We start from the raw sequence: 21,050 nt of genomic DNA, 5'->3' as shown, positions 1-21,050 counted from the left end.
CCCCTAGTCCTTGCAGAACGCCTTGGCCAGTTCCTGTTCGACGTCAAGATACGGCGTACCGGAGATGTCGACGACGACTTTGGCGATGGTGCCGCCGACGAAGGGAAACGGGGCCCGGTAGCGGTTCGACACCGGCTGGCCCGCGTTGCGCCCGACCGCGACGCCGCCGCCGGCGAGGCCGAAGGTGCCCGGGTGGGCGCGGATATCCGGGCGGGTTGCCACCACCGCGTCGTCGATGCGCAGCTCGACGGTGCCGAGCGGAGTGTGACTCCCCGCCACGGTGCCGGTGCGGTCGTAGTGGACGCCGAACACGTGCCGCCCCAAGGGCAACGGATCGAGCGCGGACACCACCTGCTCGTCTTCGCCCATGAAGTTGTAGACGTACTGCAGCCGGCCGTCCTGGACGAACAGCACATGTCCGCCGTGGCCGGCGCCCTGCTTGAAGAGCACCCCTTCGGCGGCCGCCGATTCGACGTCGACCTCGGCCAGTACCGAGAACGACTGTCCCCGCAGTTCGACGCCGGCGCCGATGCCCACCTCGGCGGTGCCCGGGTAGTAGGTGAAGGTCTGGCGGTCGCGCATCAGGTAGGGGCGGTCCCGCAGCAGCGTCTCGAACACGTTGAGGTCCGCCAGCGGCAGGCCGTTGTACTTGGCCGCCTCGGCGAACCAGAGTTCCTGCATTTCAGCGAGTTTCGTCGGATTCTCCGCGGCGAGGTCGTGGCACTGGCTGCGGTCGGACGCGATGTGGAACAACTCCCAGCGGTCCTTGTCGAAGTGCGACCACCCCGACGGCGTGGCGGCGTGCACCGTGCCCGCGAACCAGCCGTCGTGCCAGATGCCCCGCGTGCCCAGCATCGCGTAGAACTGCGTCGCCTTGCCGGTGCCGGCCGCCGAATCTTCCAGGGCTGCTTTGAAACTCACTCCTTCGAGCGGCCGCTGCGGCACGCCGCGCACCTCGGTCGGTGGTTCGATGTCCAGCAGGTCGTAGACGGTCGGGGTGATGTCGGCGACGTTGACGTAGTTGTCGCGCACTTCGCCGTGTGCGGCGATTCCGTTGGGCCAGCTGATGATTGCGGTGTCGGCAATACCGCCCTCGTGCGAGGCGTAGCGCTTGAAAAGCTTGTAGGGCGTGTTGAAGGCCATCGCCCAGCCGATCGGATAGTGGTTGTAGGTGTCCGGCGAACCGAGGGTGTCGAAGTACCGCATGCTCTCTTCGACGGTGTCGATGTAGCCGTTGAAGAATTTGTTCTCGTTGACCGAGCCGTTGGGGCCACCTTCTCCGCTGGCCCCGTTGTCGGAGATGACGACGATGAGGGTGTTGTCCAGCTGGCCCGACTCCTCCAGGTAGTCGAGAATCCGCCCGATCTGCGCGTCGGTGTACGACAGGAAGCCGGCGAACACCTCGGCCATGCGGGCGAACAGCCGCTTCTCGTCGTCGCTCAGTCCGTCCCAGGGCCGCACCGTGTCCTGCAGCGGCCACGGCTCACCGTTCGGGCCCTTGACGTCCAGATAGGGATTCATGGGCGAGAGCTCGGTGTCGGGCGGCACGATGCCGAGGCGCTTCTGGTTCTCGAGCACCAGGTCGCGGTAGGCCTCGTAGCCCATGTCGAACTTTCCGGCGTATTTGTCGGCCCAATCCTTGAAGACATGGTGCGGCGCATGACCCGCGCCCGGACAGACGTACGAGAACCAGGGCTTGTCCGGGGCGATGACCTTGGCGTCCCGGATGAACTCGATGGTCTTGTCCGCCAGGTCTTTTGACAGGTGATAGCCCTCTTCGGGCGTGGCCGGTGGCGCGACGGGATGGTTGTCGTAGACCAGTTCGGGGTACCACTGGTCGGTCTCGCCGCCCATGAATCCGTAGAAGCGTTCGAAGCCGCGCGACAGCGGCCAGTGCCGTTTGGTGGACGCGAGGTTCGACTCCTCCAGCGGCGTCAGGTGCCATTTGCCGACGCAGTAGGTGTTCCAGCCCCGCTCGGCCAACACCTCGGACAGCAGTGCGGTCTCAAAAGGGATGCGGCCGTGGCAGTTCGGGAAGCCGTCGGTGAATTCCTCGATGGTGGCCATGCCGACCGAGGTGGCGTTGCGTCCGGTCAGCAGCGAGGCCCGCGTCGGCGAACACAGGGCGGTGGTGTGGAACTGCGACAGCCGCACCCCCTTGTCGGCGATGCGGCGCATGGCCGGCATGTCGACGAGGCCGCCGAAGCAGTCCCAGGTCGCGATGCCGGTGTCATCCCAGACGAGGTACAGCACATTGGGTGCGCCGGCCGGGGCGGTCGGCGCGGCGTATGGAGTCCAGTCGGGCTCCGAGTCGCGGATGTCGAGTTTGATCGTGCCCTGGAATTCAGTTGCCATGACGCCTCGTCCCGGTCTGCGCGCGCCGAACTCGGCGGTCGCCCGGAGATTACACCCGGGAGCCGAGGCCCGCCCGCGATATTGACGTTCACGACGAGCTGCCGACTGCGGCCTATGGCAGCACCACCCGCCCGACCATGTCGCCGGGCAATGCATCCGTAGCGCGGCCCACCGGCTCAACCGTCACGCCCAGCGCCGTCGCCCGCCCGATATCCGGCACCATCACGGTGCGCAGATCACGCATGGCCGGCCCGGCGGCCACCGGAACCCCGTCCTTCATCAGCCACACCTGATAGGCCATGCCCGGTGGCGGCGCAGCAGCCCCGTCGAACATCAACATCCCGTCGCCACGCTCCCGTGAATACACGACGGTCGCGGTCCCGCCCGAGCGCAGGGCCGTGGACACGCTGCGGACGTCGGGCGCCGTCATGACCTGTTCGGCGACCGGCGGTGCGGGCGGCGGGCGCAGCATCCAGCCCGCCGCGAACGCGCTCCCGCCGACGGCGAGCACCGCCGCTGCGACCAGAACCGCATTACGCCAACGACGTTCGTGAGCCTGACTCCGGTTGCCGTGCAGCACAGCAGCTCTCAGCGCCGCCGGTGGCGGCACGGCCGTGGCGTCCGACAGGGTCACGAGCGTCTCGCGGGCCTCGGCCACCTGACTGCGGAACGCCTCCGCCACGGCGTCGGGCGCCGTGGCCAGCCGCCGCTCGATCTCGGCACGTTCCGCGTCGGTGACGGCATCGAGCGCATACGGCACCGCCAACTCCAGCAGATCGAATTCGGACGAATCGGTCATGGTGTCCCCAGACAATCACGGAGCTTGCGTAGCCCTTCGCGCATCCGCGATTTCACGGTGCCGAGATTTCACGGTGCCGAGACTCGTGGCCAGTCGCTCGGAGACCTGCGCGTAGGTCAGGCCGTCGTAATAGGCCAACTCGATCGCCGCACGCTGCGGATCAGTGAGAGCGCCGAGGCAGCCCACCACGCGCCGACTGTCGTCACCCCGTACCGCCGCCTCCGCCACCACATCGGACGGTCGATCGAGATGCGTTGTGCCGTAGTCCCATTCACGACGACGGCTCGCCGCTTCCGCGCGTACCCGATCGACCGCCCGGCGGTGCGCCAGCGTCAGCACCCAGGCCACCGCCGAACCCTCGGCGGGGTCGTAACCGGCAGCCGCGCGCCACACCTGTGCGTACACCTCCTGCGTCGTCTCCTCGCTGTAGCCCGGATCGCGCAGCACCCGCAGGATCAGGCCGAACACCCGGGCACACGTCGCGTCATAGAACGACGCGAACGCGTCGGCATCCCCTTCGGCGACACGCTCCAGCAAGGCACCGAGATCGGGGGCGTGCTCAGACGATACGGCCATCGTCGAGCAGCCTAGCCTCACCCGTCAGTGCTTCGCCTGCGCCAGCAGCTCACGGATCATGCCTTCGGTGACGTCGTAGTCACCCTCGCCGAACTTGAGGTGGCGGACGACGCCGGCGTCGTCGATCAGGTAGCTCGCCGGCCAGTACTGGTTCTGGTAGTTGTTCCAGGTGTCGTACGAGTTGTCCAGGGCGACCGGATACTTGATGTGCAGATCTGCCGCACCCTTGATGACGCCGGCGCGGTCGTGTTCGAACTGGTATTCCGGCGTGTGCACGCCGATCACGGTGAAGCCCTGGTCCTTGTAGCGGTCGTACCAACCGGTGACGTGCTCGATGGCACGCTGGCAGTTGATGCAGGTGTAGGTCCAGAAGTCGACGAGAACCACCTTGCCGCGCAAGGCTTTCAGGTCCAGCGGGGCGTCACCCGGGGTGTTGAACCAGCTGTCGATGCCGACGATGTCCGGCGCGGTACCGCAGTCCTGCAGGACGGTCGCGCCCTCCGCACAGTTCGACAGGCCGACGCCGGCCGGCGCGATTCGGGCCTGCAGTGTCGCGGTGTAGTCGGGAATCTTCCGCTGGACCGTGGCGGGCACATTCAGCGCCAGCGCCACCGCGGCGACCAGCATGACCACCCCGGCACCAACCCGGACCTGCCGCTGCCGCTGCTGAAATGCCTTGACCCGCTCGGCAACTCGCTGACCACCCACCGCGAACAGCAGCAACGGCAGTGCGGTGCCGACCGCGAACGACGCGGTCAGGGCCACGGTATCGAGCCCGATACGGCCGGTCGCACCGGCCACCACGATCGCCGCCAGCACGGGTCCCGCGCACGGCGCGTAGAGCACACCCAACGCCAGGCCGAGCCCGAAACCCTTGCGGTTGCCGGCGATGTCACGTTGCGGCAGGCGTGCGAACGGCGCTTCCAGCAGGCGTTCGACGCGCGGGAAGATCAGGCCGACACCGATGGCCGTGAGCGCCACCAGACCGACCCAGCGGATGATGTCGGCCGGCAGGTGCAATTGCTGCAGCACGACGGTGCCGAGCAGGGTCACGACGCTGAAGCTCAGCACCAGCCCGGCGACCACCCGGTAGGGCGCGCGGCTGGTACCGGAAAACAGGACCACGGGCAGGACCGGCAGGATGCACGGCGAGATACCGGTGATCAGCCCGCCGAGGAATCCGATGAGGACGAGTGTGTACATGTCCCGTATTCGGAGCCGACGCCGATCCGGATTGGGTTGCGACGCACAAATTTCCCACCGAACAGGCGCCGAACACAAAACTGCCCCTCTTCCGGAGAAGAGGGGCAGTTTCGATGTCTGTCGAAAGCCTTACTTGGCCTTCTCGAGCACCTCGACCAGACGCCAGCGCTTGGTGGCCGACAGCGGACGGGTCTCCATCAGCGAGACGCGGTCGCCGATACCGGCATCGCCGTTCTCGTCGTGCGCCTTGACCTTGGTGGTGGTCCGGATGATCTTCCCGTAGAGCGGGTGGCTCTTGCGGGATTCCAGCTCGACCACGATGGTCTTTTCCATCTTGTCGGACACCACGTAACCGATGGCGGTCTTGCGGCTGCCACGCTCGGTCTCGGTGGCCGGCGTGTGCTTGGGGCCTTTAGTTTCTGCCATGACTAATCCTTACCAACCGGCCCGGACGCCAGGCCCAACTCGCGTTCGCGCAGAACGGTGTAGACCCGCGCGATCTCCTGCCGCACGGTACGCAGCCGGCGGTTGTTCGACAGCTGACCGGTGGCCATCTGGAAGCGAAGGTTGAACAGCTCTTCCTTCGACTCGCGCAGACGCGTGGTCAGCTCTTCCTCGGTGAGCTCACGCAGTTCACCAGGCGTAACTCCAACTGCCATCAGAACTGCTCCTCTCGAGTCACGATGCGTGCCTTGATCGGCAGCTTGTGGATGGCGCGGGTCAGCGCCTCCCGGGCGATCTTCTCGTCGGGGTAGCTGAGCTCGAAGAGCACGCGACCCGGCTTGACGTTGGCGACCCACCACTCCGGCGAACCCTTACCGGAACCCATGCGGGTTTCGGCAGGCTTCTTGGTCAGCGGGCGGTCCGGGAAGATGTTGATCCAGACCTTGCCGCCACGCTTGATGTGCCGGTTGATGGCGATACGAGCGGACTCGATCTGCCGGTTGGTGATGTAGGCGTGGCCCAGGGCCTGGATGCCGTAGTCACCGAAGCTGACCGAGGTGCCGCCGCTGGCGATACCGCGCTGCTCCGGGTGGTGCTGCTTGCGGTGCTTGACCTTGCGGGGAATCAGCATGCTTAGCTCTCCGTTGCTTCCGACGGCGCATCGCCGGCGGGGGCCTCAACAGCGACGTCCACAGCGCGGCCGGCCTCGGTGCTGGTCGCCGTGGTGCCCGACGAACCGCTGCGACGCGGACGGGTACCGGACGGACGATCCCGACGGGGACGGTCGGCGGCGGGAGCGGCGGCGGCGAGCTCACGCTTGCCACCGACGATGTCGCCCTTGTAGATCCACACCTTCACGCCGATACGGCCGAATGTGGTCTTGGCCTCGTACAGGCCGTAATCGATGTCGGCGCGCAGCGTGTGAAGCGGCACGCGACCTTCGCGGTAGAACTCCGAGCGGCTCATCTCAGCACCACCGAGGCGGCCCGAGCACTGCACCCGGATGCCCTTGACGTTGGGCTGACGCATGGCCGACTGGATGGCCTTGCGCATGGCACGACGGAACGCGACACGGTTGCTCAGCTGCTCGGCGACACCCTGCGCCACCAGCTGGGCGACGCCCTCGGGGCTCTTGACCTCGAGGATGTTCAGCTGAACCTGCTTGCCGGTCAGCTTCTCCAGGTCGGCGCGGATGCGGTCGGCCTCGGTGCCACGGCGACCGATGACGATGCCCGGACGTGCGGTGTGGATGTCCACCCGGACGCGGTCACGCGTGCGCTCGATCTGCACGTCGGCGATGCCGGCGCGCTCCAGGCCGGTGGCCAGCAGCTTGCGGATGGCGACGTCTTCCTTGACGTAGTCCGCGTACTGCTTGTCGGCGTACCAACGGGACTTCCATTCGGTGGTGATACCGAGGCGGAAGCCGTGCGGGTTGATTTTCTGGCCCACTACTCCGAGCCTCCCTTCGTCTCGGTCTTGGCAGCCGCGGCCTTGCTGCCCTGCGCACGACGAGCGCGGGCGGCACCGGCCGTTGCGCCCTTCGAGCCCTTGTTCTTGGCGGGACGGCTCTCGACGACCACGGTGATGTGGCTGGTGCGCTTGCGGATCCGGTACGCACGCCCCTGGGCGCGCGGCCGGATGCGCTTGGCGGTCGGGCCTTCGTCGGCGAAGACCGTGGCGACCACGAGGGTCGTCGGGTCCAGGCCCTCGTTGTTCTGCGCGTTGGCGGCAGCGCTGGCGATCACCTTGGCGACCGGCTCGCTGGCAGCCTGCGGTGCCCACCGCAGGATGTCGAGCGCCTCTTCGACGCTCTTGCCACGGACCAGGTCGATGACCCGGCGGGCCTTGCTCGCCGACACACGCACGAAGCGCGCCTTGGCGCTCGCGGACGGGTATTCAGTAACGGTAGTCATTAGCGGCGCTTGCTCTTCCGGTCGTCCTTGATGTGACCCTTGAAGGTCCGCGTCGGGGCGAACTCGCCGAGCTTGTGCCCGACCATCGCCTCGCTGACGAACACCGGCACGTGCTTGCGACCGTCGTGGACGGCGAAGGTGTGACCGATGAAGTCGGGGATGATGGTCGACCGACGGGACCAGGTCTTGATGACCTGCTTGGTGTTCTTCTCGTTCTGCGCGTCGACCTTCTTCAACAGATGGTCGTCGACGAACGGACCCTTCTTGAGGCTACGAGGCATCGTCTATTCCTTTCCGGCCTAGCGCTTCTTGCCGGTGCGCCGGCGGCGGACGATGAGCTTGTCGCTCGGCTTGTTCGGCTTGCGGGTGCGGCCCTCGGGCTTGCCCCACGGGCTCACCGGGTGACGACCACCGGAGGTCTTACCCTCACCACCACCGTGCGGGTGGTCAACCGGGTTCATCACGACACCACGGACGGTCGGGCGCTTGCCCTTCCACCGCATACGGCCGGCCTTACCCCAGTTGATGTTCGCCTGCTCGGCGTTGCCGACCTCGCCGACGGTGGCGCGGCAGCGCACGTCGACGCGACGGATTTCACCCGACGGCATACGCAGCGTGGCGTAGGCGCCTTCCTTACCGAGCAGCTGGATGCTGACACCGGCCGAGCGGGCCAGCTTGGCGCCGCCGCCCGGACGCAGCTCCACGGCGTGGATGACGGTACCTGCCGGGATGTTGCGCATCGGCAGGTTGTTGCCCGGCTTGATGTCGGCGTTGGGGCCCGACTCGACAACGTCGCCCTGCTTGAGGTCCTTGGGGGCGATGATGTAGCGCTTCTCGCCGTCCACGAAGTGGAGCAGCGCGATGTTGGCGGTGCGGTTCGGGTCGTACTCGATGTGCGCGACCTTGGCGTTGACGCCGTCCTTGTCATGGCGACGGAAGTCGATGACGCGGTAGGCACGCTTGTGACCGCCACCCTTGTGACGAGTCGTGATGCGGCCGTGCGCGTTACGACCACCAGTGCCGTGCAGCGGACGGATCAGCGACTTCTCCGGAGTCGAACGAGTGATCTCGGCGAAGTCGGAGACGCTCGAACCGCGACGACCCGGGGTCGTCGGCTTGTACTTGCGAATTCCCATTATCAGTTAATCCCTTAACTCCCGGCCGATCAGGCCGGAGCTCCGAACAGTTCGATCGGCTTGCTGCCGGCGGACAGGGTCACGATCGCGCGCTTGGTGCTCTTGCGCTGGCCGTAACCGGTGCGGGTGCGCTTGCGCTTGCCCTTGCGGTTCGCGGTGTTCACCGAGTCGACCTTCACGTCGAAGATCTTCTCGATAGCGATCTTGATCTGCGTCTTGTTGGACTCCGGCGCCACGATGAACGTGTACGTGTTGTCCTCGATGAGTCCGTAGGACTTCTCCGAGATGACCGGGGCCAGGATGATGTCGCGAGGATCAGTCACGGTAGCCATCAGGCCGACACCTCCTCTTTCGTGTTGGCGGTGATGTAGGCGTTGAGCGCCTCCACCGAGAACACCAGGTCGTCGGCGTTGAGCACGTCGTAGGTGTTCAGCTGATCCGGCGAGATCACGTGCACGCCAGGCAGGTTGCGGACGCTCTTGGCGCCGACCACATCGCTGCGGCCGATCACGACGAGCACCTTCTTGTTGTCGGTCAGCGACGACAGGAACGACTTGGCGCTCTTGGTCGACGGGTTCTGACCGGCCACCAGTTCGGTGATCGCGTGGATGCGCTCGTTGCGAGCCCGGTCCGACAGCGCGCTGCGCAGGGCAGCAGCGATCATCTTCTTCGGGGTCCGCTGGCTGTAGTCACGCGGCTGCGGGCCGTGGACGACGCCACCACCGGTGAACTGCGGGGCGCGGGTCGAACCCTGGCGGGCGCGGCCGGTGCCCTTCTGGCGGTACGGCTTCTTGCCACCACCGGACACCATGGCCCGGGTCTTGGTGGCGTGCGTGCCCTGGCGGGCAGCGGCCAGCTGGGCCGTCACCACCTGGTGCATCAGCGCGATGTTGGGCTCGACGTCGAACAGCGCGGCGGGCAGCTCGACAGAGCCGTCCTTCTTGCCGTCCGGGGTCTTGACGTCAATCTTGAGAGTCATTACTTCTCGCCTCGCTTAACTGCGGTGCGGACAACCACCAGTCCACCGTTGCGGCCCGGGATGGCGCCCTTGATGAGCAGCACACCGTTCTCGGCGTCGACCTTGTGAACCTTCAGGTTCTGGGTGGTGACGCGGTCGCTACCCATCCGGCCGGACATGCGGGTGCCCTTGAAGACACGGCCCGGGGTGGCGCAGCCACCGATCGAACCGGGACGACGGTGCACAGCCTGGGCACCGTGCGCGGCGCCCTGGCCCTTGAAGCCGTGGCGCTTCATGGTGCCGGCGAAGCCCTTGCCCTTGCTGGTGCCGGTCACGTCGACGTACGCGCCGTCGGCGAAGATCTCGGCGGTCAGCTCCTGGCCGACCTCGTACTCAGCAGCGGCGGCCTCGTCGTCGAGACGAAGCTCGGCCAGGTGCCGGCGCGGGTTGACGCCTGCGGCGGCGAACTGACCGGTGACCGGCTTGTTCACCTTGCGAGGGCTGATCTCGCCGTAGGCGAGCTGCACGGCGCTGTAGCCGTCGCGCTCGGTGGTGCGGATACGGGTCACCACGTTGGGGCCGGCCTTCACGACCGTGACCGGGACGACTTTGTTGTTCTCGTCGAACACCTGCGTCATGCCCAGCTTGGTGCCCAAAATGCCTTTGCGTGCCATTTTTCTGGGTCTCCTACTGGATGTTGACGTCGACGCTCGCCGGCAGATCGATGCGCATCAAGGCGTCAACGGTCTTCGGCGTGGGGTCGAGGATGTCGATAAGGCGCTTGTGGGTACGCATTTCGAAATGCTCCCGCGAGTCCTTGTACTTATGGGGAGACCGGATGACGCAGTACACGTTCTTCTCGGTCGGCAGCGGCACCGGGCCGACCACGCTTGCCCCCGTACGGGTGACCGTCTCAACGATCTTGCGCGCCGAGGCGTCAATCGCCTCGTGGTCGTAGGCCTTGAGCCTGATGCGGATCTTCTGTCCCGCCACGCTTCTCCTACCTAACTTTCACGGGCCCGTGCTCGGGCCTGGTCTTCAATACGCACGCATCGGGACACCCGATCGCGCGCGCTGGCTATGCCGCCGCTCTTTACGTTTCTGTGGTTCACCGACCCCCGCGCTCGGGCGTGTCGCCTTTGCGCACAGTCGTCCGCGTTGGAAATTCCATCGTGGGCGATGCTGGGACCGGATGCGCCCGAGATGGGCGCCGGTCGTATGCCCGCAGCGGGCGAACCCGGCGCAAGGCAACCCGAACAGTATGCCCCAGATCCGGGCTCGCTCCAAATCCGCTGCGGAGCCGTCCGGCGCGCCCGGGTTCTGCCGCCGGTCCTGCGGTGATTCCGCGGCGATCTTGCCTTGATCCTGCCGTGCCGGCGCGGAAGTTCGAGCGGATCGCGCCCTGGTTACAGAGTCAACGGAAGAGCCGTTGATCCCGCCGCAGCGGCGCAGAAATGCGAGTGGCCGGCGCCCCAGGTACAGAGTCAACGCGTATGCAGCCACGTCAGTGGTCGACCCTGTACTGGTGGCACAAAAGTGCGAGTGAGGAGCGCCCTGGGCACAGCCTCAACGCACGCCCGGCCGGCCCTCCCGTTGACCTGAACTGGCGCTGCAAAAGGGTGGGCGGACCGGGCCGCTGACCCAGAATTGGCGACGGCGCCTAACTTACTTTCAAGTAAGATCGAGGCATGTCGACACTGAGCCCCACCTACCGCGCCTGGAAGCAGCTCTCCGGACGACCCGGCGGCAGCCTCATGTTCTCCGCGGCCGCGATGGTGCGCGTGCCGTACTTCGCTTCGGTCCTGCCCCGCGTGGTGACGATGGAGCCGGGCTACGCCGAGGTGGCGGTGCCGAAGTGGTTCTTCGTCTACAACCATCTGCACACCGTGCACGCGATCGCATCGTGCAACGCCGCCGAGGCCGCCATGGGGATGGCGATGGAAGCGACGGTTCCGACGAGCCACCGCCGGATTCCCAAAGCCATGAACGTGCAGTACCTGGCGAAGGCCACCACGTCGCTGCGGGCGCACGCCCGGGTCGACGTCCCCGATTTCGAGACCCTGACGAAAGGCACCGACGTGGTCGTCTCGGTCTCGGTGGTCGACACCAGCGGCGAAGAGGTCGTGCACGCCGACATCACGACGTGGGTGACGCCGGCCTAATCGAGATAGGTGCCGTGGCCTTCGCGCACCAGGTCGCCGTCGAAGATCAGCACCTCGTTGACCAGCTGCCCGCGGTGGTTGCGGTAGTTGATGACGACAGCCTGCGTCCCTATATAGGTAGCCACGACCTCGAAGTGCAGCTCGGGCACTGCTGCCAGCGCGGTGCTCCAGTACTGCCGGAGGGCGTCTTTACCCCGCACCACTCCCCCGGACTCGGGCACGACGCGCGCCGCGACCGGTGAGGTGAAGACGACGTCGTCGTGGAAATGCGCCAGGACCGCCTCGACGTCGTGTGCGTTCCAGGCCGCGCACCATTCGCGAGCGAACCGGTCGGCATCGGGAAGCGTCATGCCGCCCTATCGAAGTGCACACCCGCCCGGGCGGGCAAGCCATTTTCGGGCGGTGTGCGCGCCGAGCGTGGCACCTATAGCGACGACGCGCTGCCGGCGTCACCAGGATGCGCCACGTTCGACGTAGCACTCAACGCTGCAGAGTCGCCCAGAACGCGCACTGGTGCACCTGGTCGTAGTCCGTGACCAATCGACTTCCGTCGGGGCGCAACGACATTCGGGGGTCATGCTCGCCACCGGTCAGCGCCGGCCATTCCGGCGCACCGTCGGCGCTCGGCCTGCCGTCGCGGACGAATGAACTCCAGTAGTCGATCATCTGATCCGACAAGGCGATCTGCGCGGGCGCGGGCGGCGGCGCCCCACCCATGTTGAAGATGTACCGCAGATCGAGCGAATGACTTGCCCCTACCGGGAAGGGCAACTTGCGCAGCGGGTCTGGTGTCGGTGGCGCCGGATCGGCGAACTCGTACCCGTACACGGGTGCATCGGCAACCAGCGCGTCGCCGATGCGGTCCGCCACACACGCGAACGCCGCGTCGGTGACTGCCGTCGAATAGGCGACTGCGGCGCTGCCGCCGTAGCCGCCCAGCGGGTAGTGCTCCGCCACCGCGCCGGCATCGGCGCCGAATGTCGACTCCAGCAGCCGCGGGTAGGCGTCGGCGTGGAACCGCTTGCCCGCGCGCAGATATTGCAGCGCAACGAAGAGCGTGAACTCGTCGCGGGTGGTGCCGATCATCACCGGCACCCGGGCAGCGCCGCCATCGCTGATGGCCCGCATCGGGTCGACCGGTAGCAGTGTCGTCCCGGCGACGGGTCCACTGAGCATGTTCTCGCCGATTCCGTAGTACCACACCGGTTTTCGCAGTTTGTCGACCGGCAGGCTGCGCAGGCAGTCCGCTGCGACCGCCGGATCGCCGCAGCCCGCGGCCGCCGCGTAGGCCAGGCTGGCGCGGGTGGCCTCGGGCAGTGCGCCCTGGGCCTGGCACGGCCCGCTGGCGATGATGGCGCCACGGAAGAGGCCGGCCGAGTCGGGCGCGACGAGGTGGTCGCACACCGACATCCCGCCGGCGGATTCGCCGGCGATGGTGACCTTGTCGGGGTCGCCGCCGAACGCGGCGATGTTGTCGCGCACCCAGCGCAGCGCCGCCTGCTGATCGGCCAGGCCGTAGTTGCCGACGTCGGGGCCGGCACCCAGCGCGGGATGGGCCAGGAAACCCAGTGCGCCGAGCCGGTAGTTGACGGTCACCACCACCACGTCGCCGCGCGTCGTCAGCCGCGTCGAGTTGTAGATGCTGCTGGAGCCGTTGATGAACCCGCCGCCGTGGAGCCACACCAGCACCGGCCGACGTTCGCCGGAGGCCTGCACCGGCGGCGTCCAGACGTTGAGCGTCAGGCAATCCTCGCTGGTGTTGCGGCCCATCTCGAGGTCGCCCTTGGGGTCCTGGATGCAGCGTGCGCCTGGTTTGGCACCGTCGCGCGCGCCGTCCCACGGCGGCGCGGGAGCCGGCGGACGGAAGCGCAGCACACCCAACGGTGGTGCGGCATAAGGGATTCCACCGAAGAAGCGGAGATCCGGATTGACGGTCCCGCGGACGGTGCCCGAAGCGGTGTGCACCAGCGCCGGATCAGCTGTCACCGCGTCGGGCGCGCCGGCCGTGGCACCTTCACTGTGCGGGTCCAGACCACAGCCGGCCACCAGCAGCGCCGCGGCCGCCACTGCGGCAGCGCGCTGCAGCAGTCTGCGCGGATGGGCGGACGACACGAGCACCCAGCCTACTGAAAGGCTGCCGAATGCAGCTCAGAAATATTTTCGGCGACCCCCTCCCCATCGGGGATCGAACGACCTACACTCCACTTGACAGCTGTCAAGTTTGCGTCTGCGTGAGGAGTTCAATGACTGCACCCACCACCGACGAGGCCGCCAAGGTCCTCGCCGATCCTTCCGCCTACGCCGACGATGATCGGCTGCACACCGCACTGACGCACCTCCGCGCCACCAATCCCGTTGCCTGGGTGGACAATCCGCCGTACCGGCCGTTCTGGGCGATCACCAAACACGCCGACATCATGGCCATCGAGCGCGACAACAACCTCTTCATCAGTGAGCCCCGCCCGCTGCTGATGCAGGCCGACGCCGAAGATCTACTGAAGGCACAGGCCGACGCGGGCATGGGGCTGCGGACCTTGATCCACATGGACGACCCGCACCACCGCAAGATTCGCGCCATCGGCGCCGACTGGTTCCGCCCCAAGGCCATGCGCGACCTCAAGGTCCGCGTCGACGAGCTGGCGAAGCGGTATGTCGACCGGATGCGCGACGCCGGCCCGGAATGCGACTTCGTCGAGGAGATCGCGATCCAATTCCCGCTCTACGTGATCATGTCGCTGCTCGGTCTGCCCGAAGAGGACTACGACCGCATGCACACCCTCACCCAGGAGCTGTTCGGCGGCGACGACGACGAGTACAGCCGTGGCCAGTCCCCCGAGGAACTGTTCAGCGTGCTGCTCGACTTCTTCGGATACTTCGCCAAACTGACGGCATCGCGGCGGGCCAACCCTACCGACGACCTGGCATCGGCGATCGCGAACGGCCGCATCGACGGCGAACCGCTCAGCGACATGGACACCGCGTCCTACTACGTGATCGTGGCCAGCGCCGGCCACGACACCACCAAGGACGCCATCTCGGGTGGGCTGCACGCGCTGATCCAGAATCCCGGCGAGCTGGCCCGCCTCAAGGCGAATCCCGACCTGATGCCCACCGCTGTCGAGGAGATGATCCGGTGGAGCACGCCGGTGAAGGAGTTCATGCGCACCGCCACCGCCGACACCGTCGTGCGCGGCGTGCCGATCGCGGCAGGCGAATCCGTCTATCTCGCTTACGTTTCCGGCAACCGTGACGAGGAGGTGTTCACCGACCCGTTCCGGTTCGACGTCGGACGCGAGCCCAACAAGCACCTGGCGTTCGGTTACGGCGTGCACTTCTGTCTGGGTGCGGCCCTGGCCCGCATGGAGATGAACAGCCTGTTCACCGAGCTGCTGTCGCGGCTGGACTCGATTGAATTGGCCGGTGCCCCGGAACTTTCCGCGACGACGTTCGTCGGCGGCTTCAAGCACCTGCCGATCCGGTATTCGCTGCGCTGATGCGATGAGTCGCGAGGAATCCGTCGACGGCGACGACGGCGATCTCGTGGTAATCGAAGTCGGGCAACGTGCTGAGCTTGCCGAGCACGATCGGGCCGAATAGCAACGCCGCCGCGTGGAGCCGGTCCACGTCGCCCAGCTCGGCGACGGCCTCGGGGCTGGACAGCACGGCCTCGAACGGGACGGCGTACTGCTCGGCGACCCGTTCCCGCAGGTTGCGGACCTCGACACTCTCGGCACCTGCCGTACCCCACGGCAGGTGTTCGAGGTTGCTGCCGAGCGCCAGCCAGGACATGGCCGCCAGGCTTACCGGCGCCTCGGCGATCAGCTCCGCCTGCGCGCGCACGAGCGCGATCAACCGCTCGCGCAGGTCCCCCTCGGCTAGCGGCACCGGAGCCGGCGGAATGAGTGCGTGAAATGCCGCTGCCAGCAAGTCATTTCCGCTGGCATAGTGCCGGTAGAGGGTGGCTCTGGCCACATTGGACGCCCGGATCACGGCATCGACGGTAACGGCACTGGGGCCGCCGGAACGCAGCAGATCGGTCGCCGCCTCGAGAAGCCGCGCCCGGGAACGAGCCGGCCGCGGGTCACCATGTTCGCTGGACAACGTCAATCACCTCCGGACGACAAACGAGACTGTTAGTCTCGTTTGAAGATCATCAGTCTTGAAACTACCGGAAGGCGGCTGCATGGCCGACAAGGCGAGCGCGGTGAGCCCCCGGACCCAAACCACCCTGCCTACGGCCGCACCATCCACCTCGCGTCGCCGCGGCTGGACGCTGTTCGTGGCGTGTTGCGGTGTGCTGCTGGTGATTTCGTCGATGGTGGCACTCAACACCGCGCTCGGCGACATCGCCATGGCGACCTCGGCGAACCAGACGCAGCTGACCTGGATCATCGACAGTTACACCTTGATCCTGGCGTGTCTACTACTGCCCGCCGGTGCCCTGGGCGACCGCTACGGCCGGCGCGGTGCGCTGCTGTTCGGCCTCGCCATCTTCGCGGTCGCCTCGATCGTTCCGGCGCTGAACACCCATCCCATGCACATCATCGCGGCCCGAGGTGCGGCCGGAGTGGGCGCCGCGTTCATCATGCCCGCGACGCTGTCGCTGATCACCGCGTCGTACCCGGCGGACCAGCGCACCAAGGCGGTGGGCATCTGGGCCGGAATCTGCGGCTGCGGTGGTGTGGTCGGCATGCTGGGTTCTGGTGTGCTGCTGCACTTCTGGCCCTGGCAGTCGATCTTCTGGGCCTTCGGCGGTGCCGGGCTCGTCCTCATCGCCATGACCGCGACCATCACCAGTTCACGCGACGCGGAGGCCCGGCCATTGGATGTCGCAGGCGCGGTGGTCATCGCCACAGCGGTCGCCGCACTGGTCTACGGCATCCTGGCCGCGCCCGACCGAGGGTGGACACATCCGCTCGTGCTGGGCGGTATCGCCGGCGGAGTGGTCCTCGGGGTGGCGTTCGCCATCATCGAACTGCGGACCCGATACCCGCTGCTGGACGTCCGACTGTTTCGCGATCGTCAGTTCGGCACCGGGGCCGCAGCCATCACGGTGCTGTTCATGGTGATGTTCGGCTTCTTCTACCTGTCGATGCAAGTCATGCAACTGGTCCTGGGATACAGCCCCATCGGCATCGCATTCGCCCTGACCCCACTCGCCGTCCCGTTGCTGATCCTGTCTCCGCTATCGTCCTGGTACCTACCCAAGGTGGGGCTGCGGTTGGTGGTGTTCACCGGTATGTGGCTGCTGGCGGCCGGTTTGTTACTCATGTGTCAGGTGCATGTCGATTCGTCATACTGCACCTTGGCGTGGCCCATGCTCGTGATCAGCACCGGAGTTGGATTATTCACCGCGCCAACGACTTCGACGATCATGACGTCCGTCTCCGATGACAAGCAGGGCGTCGCGTCAGCGGTCAACGACACCACACGGGAGGTGGGCGCAGCCATCGGTATCGCGCTGACGGGCTCCCTCCTGGCGGCCGGATACACCAAGCACATCGGGGCTGCCGTGGCCGGATTCCCGGTTCCGGTGCAGGACGCCGCGCGCGGCTCGTTGGCCGGCGCGGTGGCCGCCGCGCCCCACCTCGGCCCGGTCGGCGGTCAGCTCGTGACGGTGGCGCGGGTGGCGTTCCTCCACGCCATGCAGACATCGCTCGTGGTGCTGGCGTCGATCACCGCGGTCGCGGGCGTACTCATCGCGTTCTGGGCGCCCGGCCGCGAACGCACACCACCCAACGACTAGTCAGCACAAGCCTTTCGGGCGGCGACGGACCCGGCGGCGGTCACGACGCGATGAACCCCGCGGCCCGGTGCGCCAGCATGACGATGGTCGCGTGTGGGCCCCGGCCGGTGATGCCCGGCAGCGCAGCGCCGTCGGCGACCCACAACCCGTCGACGCCGCGCACCCGGCACTGGGGATCGAGGACGGCGCGTTCGTCGCCGTCGGCGCCCATCGGGGCCGTGGCCGACAGATGCTGCGCGGTGGACCAGGCCGGTTCCGCGCCGGTGACGGCAGCACCGAACAGGTCGCGACAGAGTTCGTACCCGGCGTGTAGTGCCGCGGCGTCGGCCGGATCGGCGTCGTAGCGGTGCTCGATGACGGGACGAACCTCGGGATCGTCGGACACCAGCAGGACCCTGCCCTGCGCGCGCGGCCGCATGAGGGAGATGCCGAGGTGCACCGGGTCCGCGCCGCCGGTGACCCCGCCGGTCATGGCCGCGAAACCCCAGGTGTACGGCCGGATTTCCAATTCGCCGGTGGTGAGCAGCAATTCGAGCGGCGGCCGCCCGGGCGCCGCGGGCCAGGTGGTCGGCACCACCCATTCCGGATGATCCGCGCATCCGGCCCCCACCGGCAGGTCCGCCACCACCGGTACGCCGACCCTGCGCAACTGCGCAGCCGGGCCGATCCCGGACAGCAGCAACAGATGCGCGGATTCAATTGCCCCGGCGCACAACACGATCCGGTCGGCGTACCGGTCCGACACCCCCTCGGGACCGAGGCACCGGACCCCCACCGCACGATCACCGTCGAACAACACCCGCAGCGCACGGGTGCCGGCGCGCACCGTCAGGTTGTCCCGGCCGCGCGCGGCCGTCAGATAGACCTCGCCGGGACCGTGCCGGTGCCCGGTGTCATCGATGTTGAGCGGCACCGCACCGAGGCCCGGCCCGGCCCCGGCCGCGGCATTGAGATCGTCGACCCAGGGGAACCGGGCGCCTGCGGCGTCCCGGAAAGCCTGTGAGGATGCTGCGAATTCGCTGATACGGCGTACCGGCACCGGGCCGGCCGATCCATGTTCGGCACCACTGAAGTCATGGTCCGTCTCGATGGCGCAGTAGTGCGGCAGGACATCAGACCAGGACCAGCCCGGCACCGCCCACGCCGCGAAATCGGCCGGCCACGCCCGGCAGAAATAGCCGCCGTTGATCGCCCCGGAGCCGCCCAACACCCGTCCTCGCACGATGTCCACGGACCGCGCCGGGTTCTGCGTCAGCGTCGTGCGGTGCTGTCGGGCCACGGTGCTGTCGACTCCGATGGGCAGCACCCAGCCCGGCTCCGGGCGGATCGTGCCGCCGGTCTCCAGCAGCGTCACCGAGCAGGCGGGATCGGCCGAAAGACGCTCGGCCAGAACGCAGCCGGCACTGCCGGCCCCGACGATCAGGACGTCATCGCGGCGTGGGCTCAAGTCCGGATCTGCGGCTTGAGCGCACCCAGATGCCGCTCGCGCACCACGCCACCCCACAGCCCGAGACCGTAGGCGATGTCATCGAGACGCTTGAGCAGCAGGTAGGCCAGCAGGCCCACGCGCTGGGTGTTGTCGTCGACGGTGTGGTGGCGGCGGGCCCAGTCGACGACGCCGTCCACGATCGCGGCGATCAGCACGACCTGCCGCCAGCGCCGGAAACACACCGCCAGTACCAGCGCCACCGGCCAGTAGTGCCGGCACAGCGCCGCCGCGAGTTGCAGGGCCGCGGCCCACAGTCCCTGCGCGGCCACCGCAGCGACCTCGCGCGGCTCGGTGTCGATCGATCGCAACGAGTTGGCGATGCGCCGGCCGGTGATCGCCGCGGCGATGGTCGAGGCCAGGTAACCCACCCCGGACCCCATGGCCAGCAGCACCCACACCACCAGCGTCCAGCCGGAGATGACCAGCGGTGCCGTCTTACCCGGGTGCCGTACCGACAGCGGCGCGGCAGAGGAACCGTAAAAGGCCTTGCGGGCGAACCATTCTCCCAAGGCGGTGCGGTGATCGTGGCCGACCAGCGCGATCGGCTCGTACCGCAGCCGGGCCCCGGCCTCGATGAACCGCCAGCACAGGTCCACGTCCTCGCCGGACTGCAGCGACTCGTCGAAACCGCCCACCTGGTCCAGCGCCGCGCGCCGGCAGATGATCGCCGCGCTCGGCACATAGGCCACCATGCCGTACGGCACCACGGGGGCTTCCCGCATGCCGAGGTCGAGCGACGAGCGCACGGCCTCGTAGCGCGCGATCAGATTGTCGGGCTCGTGCAGGCCGACGATGCGCGGCGCGACCAATGCGACGGCCGGGTCGCAAAAGTGCCCCAGCAGCGCTTCCAGCCACCCGCGGCGTGGCACCACGTCCGAGTCCAGGAAGGCCACGAAGTCGGTCTCGCAGGCGGCCAGCCCGGTGTTGCGCGCGGCGGCCGGTCCCCGGCTGACGTCGTGCCGGAGCACGCGCACGTCGCAGTGGCCGGCCAGGTCGCAGAAGTCCGCGGCCTGCAGCGGCACCACGGAGCCGTCGTCGACCACCACCACGCGCATGCCGCGCAGGGACCGCACCAGTCGGGCGACGCCAACGGCGTTGTCGCGTACCGGAACAACGACGGTCACGTCGAGGTGCGACGGCCCGGTCGCCGGCCGCGGGTGGGCCACCGTGGCGTCGAGCAGCGTGCGGGCCAGCTGCGCGCTCTGCGCGTCGTGGACCTCCAGCCGGCCGCGGTCGAGCATGGTCTGCGCCGCCGGAGCCAGCCGCAGCAGTCGCGTCGGCGAGCCACCGAGCAGCGCGGCGCCCTCGCCCAGCACCTTGACCCGGCGGTCTACTTGGACGGCAAAGCCGTCAGGCAGCCGCGGCCCAGTCACTGTCCCACCCCCGTCACGCGAGCATCCCCCCAGAGCTCGGCTGCCATGCGCTGATCCGGCGCACGGAGCTTTCGACCATTTCTGCAAAGATACGGGACCCTTCGAGGGCGGATGCCGTGGTGGCGTCCCCCAGCACCCCGACCGGGCTGACCGCCGCCATACCGCCGCGACGCAAGGCCGGCAGCAGCTCGGGCAGCGGCGCGGTATTGCCGACGACGCTTTCGTCGACCCAGACATCGGCGGGTGAAAGGTGCAGCAGTACAGACGTTTCGGTATGGCCCGCGTGGGCGTCCGCACCGGCGGCGACGCACGGGCACCAGGCCACGTCGCGCCCCTCGGCCCGCAGCAGCGTGGTCGCCGCCGTCAGCGCCGCCACGTTGCCGCCGTGACCGTTGACGAACACGATCCGGCCGGCCCAGTTACAGGCCGAGCGCCCGAACTCGACCAGCAAATGTTCCAGTGCGGCCAGGCCGATCGAGATGGTGCCGGGAAAGCCCTCGTGCTCACCGCTCGCGCCGTAACTGATGGCAGACGCGACCAACCACGTGGGCTGATCGACGCCGGGGATCGTCTGCGCGCGCAGTTCCTCCGCGACGGACCGCGACACTGCCTCGGCGATCCGGGTATCGGTATCCAGCGGCAGGTGCGGCCCATGCTGCTCGGTGGAACCAATCGGGACGATCAACGAAGGCCGCATGGCTTGCAACTGCCTCGACGTCGAGTTCCCGAGCTCGCTGGGAAAAGGCACCCGCCGATGGTAAGCCGAATTTGCCTGCTGTGCGCCAATTGTTGCCGTATACGCAACAATTCGTAGCGAATGGTCAAATCGCCGCGGTTGTCAAGACCCCGGCGACCATCACGTCAGTCCCGTCAGCACCGCGCGTATCAGCGGACCC

The 21,050-nt window shown here is 67.6% G+C and carries 22 protein-coding genes and 2 pseudogenes; 3 read left to right on the top strand and 21 right to left on the bottom strand.

The window, feature by feature from the left end; genetic code table 11:
- Nucleotides 1-3: 3 nt before the first annotated feature.
- The 15 genes and pseudogenes from G6N46_RS24185 to rpsJ all read right to left on the bottom strand — a co-directional run bounded on the left by G6N46_RS24185 (nt 4) and on the right by rpsJ (nt 10,377).
- Nucleotides 4-2,355, bottom strand: a complete 2,352-nt coding sequence (locus G6N46_RS24185) for an arylsulfatase (protein ID WP_138250451.1) — start codon at nt 2,353-2,355, stop codon at nt 4-6.
- Between the two features lie 112 nt (nt 2,356-2,467).
- Nucleotides 2,468-3,154 carry an anti-sigma factor gene (locus G6N46_RS24180; protein WP_138250452.1) on the bottom strand — a complete coding sequence of 229 codons (687 nt, stop codon included), beginning with the start codon at nt 3,152-3,154 and terminating at the stop codon, nt 2,468-2,470.
- Nucleotides 3,151-3,730 (bottom strand): annotated as a pseudogene (sigK, locus tag G6N46_RS24175) (ECF RNA polymerase sigma factor SigK). The gene G6N46_RS24180 and the pseudogene sigK overlap by 4 nt, the downstream one beginning before the upstream one ends.
- Nucleotides 3,731-3,760: 30 nt before the next feature.
- Nucleotides 3,761-4,933: pseudogene (locus G6N46_RS24170) on the bottom strand (cytochrome c biogenesis protein/redoxin); the annotation flags it as partial.
- A 129-nt stretch (nt 4,934-5,062) separates the two neighbouring features.
- Entirely contained in the window at nt 5,063-5,359 is a 297-nt protein-coding gene (gene rpsQ / locus G6N46_RS24165; RefSeq protein WP_020101408.1) for a 30S ribosomal protein S17, read from the bottom strand.
- 2 nt (nt 5,360-5,361) lie between these two features.
- On the bottom strand, nt 5,362-5,592 hold the full coding sequence (rpmC, locus tag G6N46_RS24160; RefSeq protein WP_020101407.1) for a 50S ribosomal protein L29: 231 nt from the start codon (nt 5,590-5,592) through the stop codon (nt 5,362-5,364).
- The gene (gene rplP / locus G6N46_RS24155; RefSeq protein ID WP_020101406.1) at nt 5,592-6,008 is read right to left on the bottom strand and encodes a 50S ribosomal protein L16; all 417 of its coding nucleotides are present in this window, start codon (nt 6,006-6,008) and stop codon (nt 5,592-5,594) included. Before rplP ends, rpmC begins: the two co-directional genes overlap by 1 nt.
- 2 nt (nt 6,009-6,010) lie before the next feature.
- Nucleotides 6,011-6,826, bottom strand: a complete 816-nt coding sequence (gene rpsC / locus G6N46_RS24150) for a 30S ribosomal protein S3 (RefSeq protein WP_061002779.1) — start codon at nt 6,824-6,826, stop codon at nt 6,011-6,013.
- The gene (rplV, locus tag G6N46_RS24145) at nt 6,826-7,290 is read right to left on the bottom strand and encodes a 50S ribosomal protein L22 (RefSeq protein ID WP_138250455.1); all 465 of its coding nucleotides are present in this window, start codon (nt 7,288-7,290) and stop codon (nt 6,826-6,828) included. Before rplV ends, rpsC begins: the two co-directional genes overlap by 1 nt.
- A complete protein-coding gene (gene rpsS / locus G6N46_RS24140; RefSeq protein WP_020101403.1) occupies nt 7,290-7,571 on the bottom strand; it encodes a 30S ribosomal protein S19 in 282 nt (93 codons plus the stop codon). Before rpsS ends, rplV begins: the two co-directional genes overlap by 1 nt.
- Nucleotides 7,572-7,589: 18 nt before the next feature.
- Entirely contained in the window at nt 7,590-8,426 is an 837-nt protein-coding gene (gene rplB / locus G6N46_RS24135) for a 50S ribosomal protein L2 (protein WP_061002785.1), read from the bottom strand.
- A 29-nt stretch (nt 8,427-8,455) separates the two neighbouring features.
- Nucleotides 8,456-8,758, bottom strand: coding sequence for a 50S ribosomal protein L23 (gene rplW / locus G6N46_RS24130; protein WP_029119743.1), 303 nt, complete (start codon nt 8,756-8,758; stop codon nt 8,456-8,458).
- Nucleotides 8,758-9,405, bottom strand: coding sequence for a 50S ribosomal protein L4 (gene rplD, locus G6N46_RS24125; RefSeq protein ID WP_061002787.1), 648 nt, complete (start codon nt 9,403-9,405; stop codon nt 8,758-8,760). Before rplD ends, rplW begins: the two co-directional genes overlap by 1 nt.
- Nucleotides 9,405-10,058 carry a 50S ribosomal protein L3 gene (rplC, locus tag G6N46_RS24120; protein ID WP_138250456.1) on the bottom strand — a complete coding sequence of 218 codons (654 nt, stop codon included), beginning with the start codon at nt 10,056-10,058 and terminating at the stop codon, nt 9,405-9,407. The genes rplD and rplC overlap by 1 nt, the downstream gene beginning before the upstream one ends.
- A 13-nt stretch (nt 10,059-10,071) precedes the next feature.
- Nucleotides 10,072-10,377, bottom strand: coding sequence for a 30S ribosomal protein S10 (gene rpsJ / locus G6N46_RS24115; RefSeq protein ID WP_003883485.1), 306 nt, complete (start codon nt 10,375-10,377; stop codon nt 10,072-10,074).
- Nucleotides 10,378-11,072: 695 nt separating this feature from the next.
- Between rpsJ and G6N46_RS24110 the strand changes: the two genes are divergently transcribed.
- Complete coding sequence (locus G6N46_RS24110; RefSeq protein ID WP_138250458.1) at nt 11,073-11,546, top strand: hotdog fold domain-containing protein; 474 nt, start codon at nt 11,073-11,075, stop codon at nt 11,544-11,546.
- Here the strand turns inward: G6N46_RS24110 and G6N46_RS24105 are convergent.
- Both G6N46_RS24105 and G6N46_RS24100 read right to left on the bottom strand, forming a co-directional pair.
- Complete coding sequence (locus G6N46_RS24105) at nt 11,543-11,896, bottom strand: nuclear transport factor 2 family protein (protein WP_138250459.1); 354 nt, start codon at nt 11,894-11,896, stop codon at nt 11,543-11,545. The genes G6N46_RS24110 and G6N46_RS24105 overlap by 4 nt on opposite strands.
- 130 nt (nt 11,897-12,026) lie before the next feature.
- Complete coding sequence (locus tag G6N46_RS24100) at nt 12,027-13,664, bottom strand: carboxylesterase/lipase family protein (protein WP_138250460.1); 1,638 nt, start codon at nt 13,662-13,664, stop codon at nt 12,027-12,029.
- Nucleotides 13,665-13,789: 125 nt separating this feature from the next.
- On the opposite strand from G6N46_RS24100, the gene G6N46_RS24095 reads away from it, so the two are divergent.
- Nucleotides 13,790-15,040 (top strand): cytochrome P450, encoded by a 1,251-nt coding sequence (locus G6N46_RS24095; protein WP_138250461.1) that lies wholly within the window; start codon nt 13,790-13,792, stop codon nt 15,038-15,040.
- On the opposite strand, the gene G6N46_RS24090 is transcribed toward G6N46_RS24095, so the two are convergent.
- Nucleotides 15,006-15,647: a TetR/AcrR family transcriptional regulator gene (locus G6N46_RS24090; protein ID WP_138250462.1), complete on the bottom strand. Its 642-nt coding sequence runs from the start codon at nt 15,645-15,647 to the stop codon at nt 15,006-15,008. The two genes, G6N46_RS24095 and G6N46_RS24090, sit on opposite strands and share 35 nt — an antisense overlap.
- A gap of 82 nt (nt 15,648-15,729) precedes the next feature.
- Here G6N46_RS24090 and G6N46_RS24085 point away from each other — a divergent pair, with 82 nt between their 5' ends.
- Entirely contained in the window at nt 15,730-17,292 is a 1,563-nt protein-coding gene (locus G6N46_RS24085; RefSeq protein ID WP_138250463.1) for an MFS transporter, read from the top strand.
- A 40-nt stretch (nt 17,293-17,332) separates the two neighbouring features.
- Here G6N46_RS24085 and mftG read toward each other — a convergent pair whose 3' ends face one another.
- The 3 genes from mftG to mftE are packed head-to-tail and all read right to left on the bottom strand — an operon-like array spanning nt 17,333 to nt 20,941.
- Nucleotides 17,333-18,739, bottom strand: a complete 1,407-nt coding sequence (mftG, locus tag G6N46_RS24080; RefSeq protein ID WP_138250464.1) for a mycofactocin dehydrogenase MftG — start codon at nt 18,737-18,739, stop codon at nt 17,333-17,335.
- Entirely contained in the window at nt 18,736-20,154 is a 1,419-nt protein-coding gene (mftF, locus tag G6N46_RS24075; protein WP_138250465.1) for a mycofactocin biosynthesis glycosyltransferase MftF, read from the bottom strand. Before mftF ends, mftG begins: the two co-directional genes overlap by 4 nt.
- 13 nt (nt 20,155-20,167) lie before the next feature.
- The gene (gene mftE, locus G6N46_RS24070; RefSeq protein WP_234880772.1) at nt 20,168-20,941 is read right to left on the bottom strand and encodes a mycofactocin biosynthesis peptidyl-dipeptidase MftE; all 774 of its coding nucleotides are present in this window, start codon (nt 20,939-20,941) and stop codon (nt 20,168-20,170) included.
- Nucleotides 20,942-21,050 lie beyond the last annotated feature (109 nt).

The organism is Mycolicibacterium phocaicum (assembly GCF_010731115.1).
Lineage (GTDB): Bacteria > Actinomycetota > Actinomycetes > Mycobacteriales > Mycobacteriaceae > Mycobacterium > Mycobacterium phocaicum.
This window is presented reverse-complemented; position numbering and strand designations above follow the sequence as displayed.

Excerpts from the sequence above, each read along its gene's own strand:
- rplW (WP_029119743.1), bottom strand. The coding sequence starts at position 8,758 with ATGGCTACCGTGACTGATCCTCGCGACATCATCCTGGCCCCGGTCATC.
- G6N46_RS24085 (WP_138250463.1), top strand. The coding sequence starts at position 15,730 with ATGGCCGACAAGGCGAGCGCGGTGAGCCCCCGGACCCAAACCACCCTG.
- G6N46_RS24105 (WP_138250459.1), bottom strand. The coding sequence starts at position 11,896 with ATGACGCTTCCCGATGCCGACCGGTTCGCTCGCGAATGGTGCGCGGCC.
- rplV (WP_138250455.1), bottom strand. The coding sequence starts at position 7,290 with ATGACTACCGTTACTGAATACCCGTCCGCGAGCGCCAAGGCGCGCTTC.
- G6N46_RS24180 (WP_138250452.1), bottom strand. The coding sequence starts at position 3,154 with ATGACCGATTCGTCCGAATTCGATCTGCTGGAGTTGGCGGTGCCGTAT.
- G6N46_RS24110 (WP_138250458.1), top strand. The coding sequence starts at position 11,073 with ATGTCGACACTGAGCCCCACCTACCGCGCCTGGAAGCAGCTCTCCGGA.
- rpmC (WP_020101407.1), bottom strand. The coding sequence starts at position 5,592 with ATGGCAGTTGGAGTTACGCCTGGTGAACTGCGTGAGCTCACCGAGGAA.
- rplP (WP_020101406.1), bottom strand. The coding sequence starts at position 6,008 with ATGCTGATTCCCCGCAAGGTCAAGCACCGCAAGCAGCACCACCCGGAG.
- rpsS (WP_020101403.1), bottom strand. The coding sequence starts at position 7,571 with ATGCCTCGTAGCCTCAAGAAGGGTCCGTTCGTCGACGACCATCTGTTG.
- G6N46_RS24185 (WP_138250451.1), bottom strand. The coding sequence starts at position 2,355 with ATGGCAACTGAATTCCAGGGCACGATCAAACTCGACATCCGCGACTCG.
- G6N46_RS24095 (WP_138250461.1), top strand. The coding sequence starts at position 13,790 with ATGACTGCACCCACCACCGACGAGGCCGCCAAGGTCCTCGCCGATCCT.
- rplB (WP_061002785.1), bottom strand. The coding sequence starts at position 8,426 with ATGGGAATTCGCAAGTACAAGCCGACGACCCCGGGTCGTCGCGGTTCG.
- rplC (WP_138250456.1), bottom strand. The coding sequence starts at position 10,058 with ATGGCACGCAAAGGCATTTTGGGCACCAAGCTGGGCATGACGCAGGTG.
- rplD (WP_061002787.1), bottom strand. The coding sequence starts at position 9,405 with ATGACTCTCAAGATTGACGTCAAGACCCCGGACGGCAAGAAGGACGGC.
- rpsQ (WP_020101408.1), bottom strand. The coding sequence starts at position 5,359 with ATGGCAGAAACTAAAGGCCCCAAGCACACGCCGGCCACCGAGACCGAG.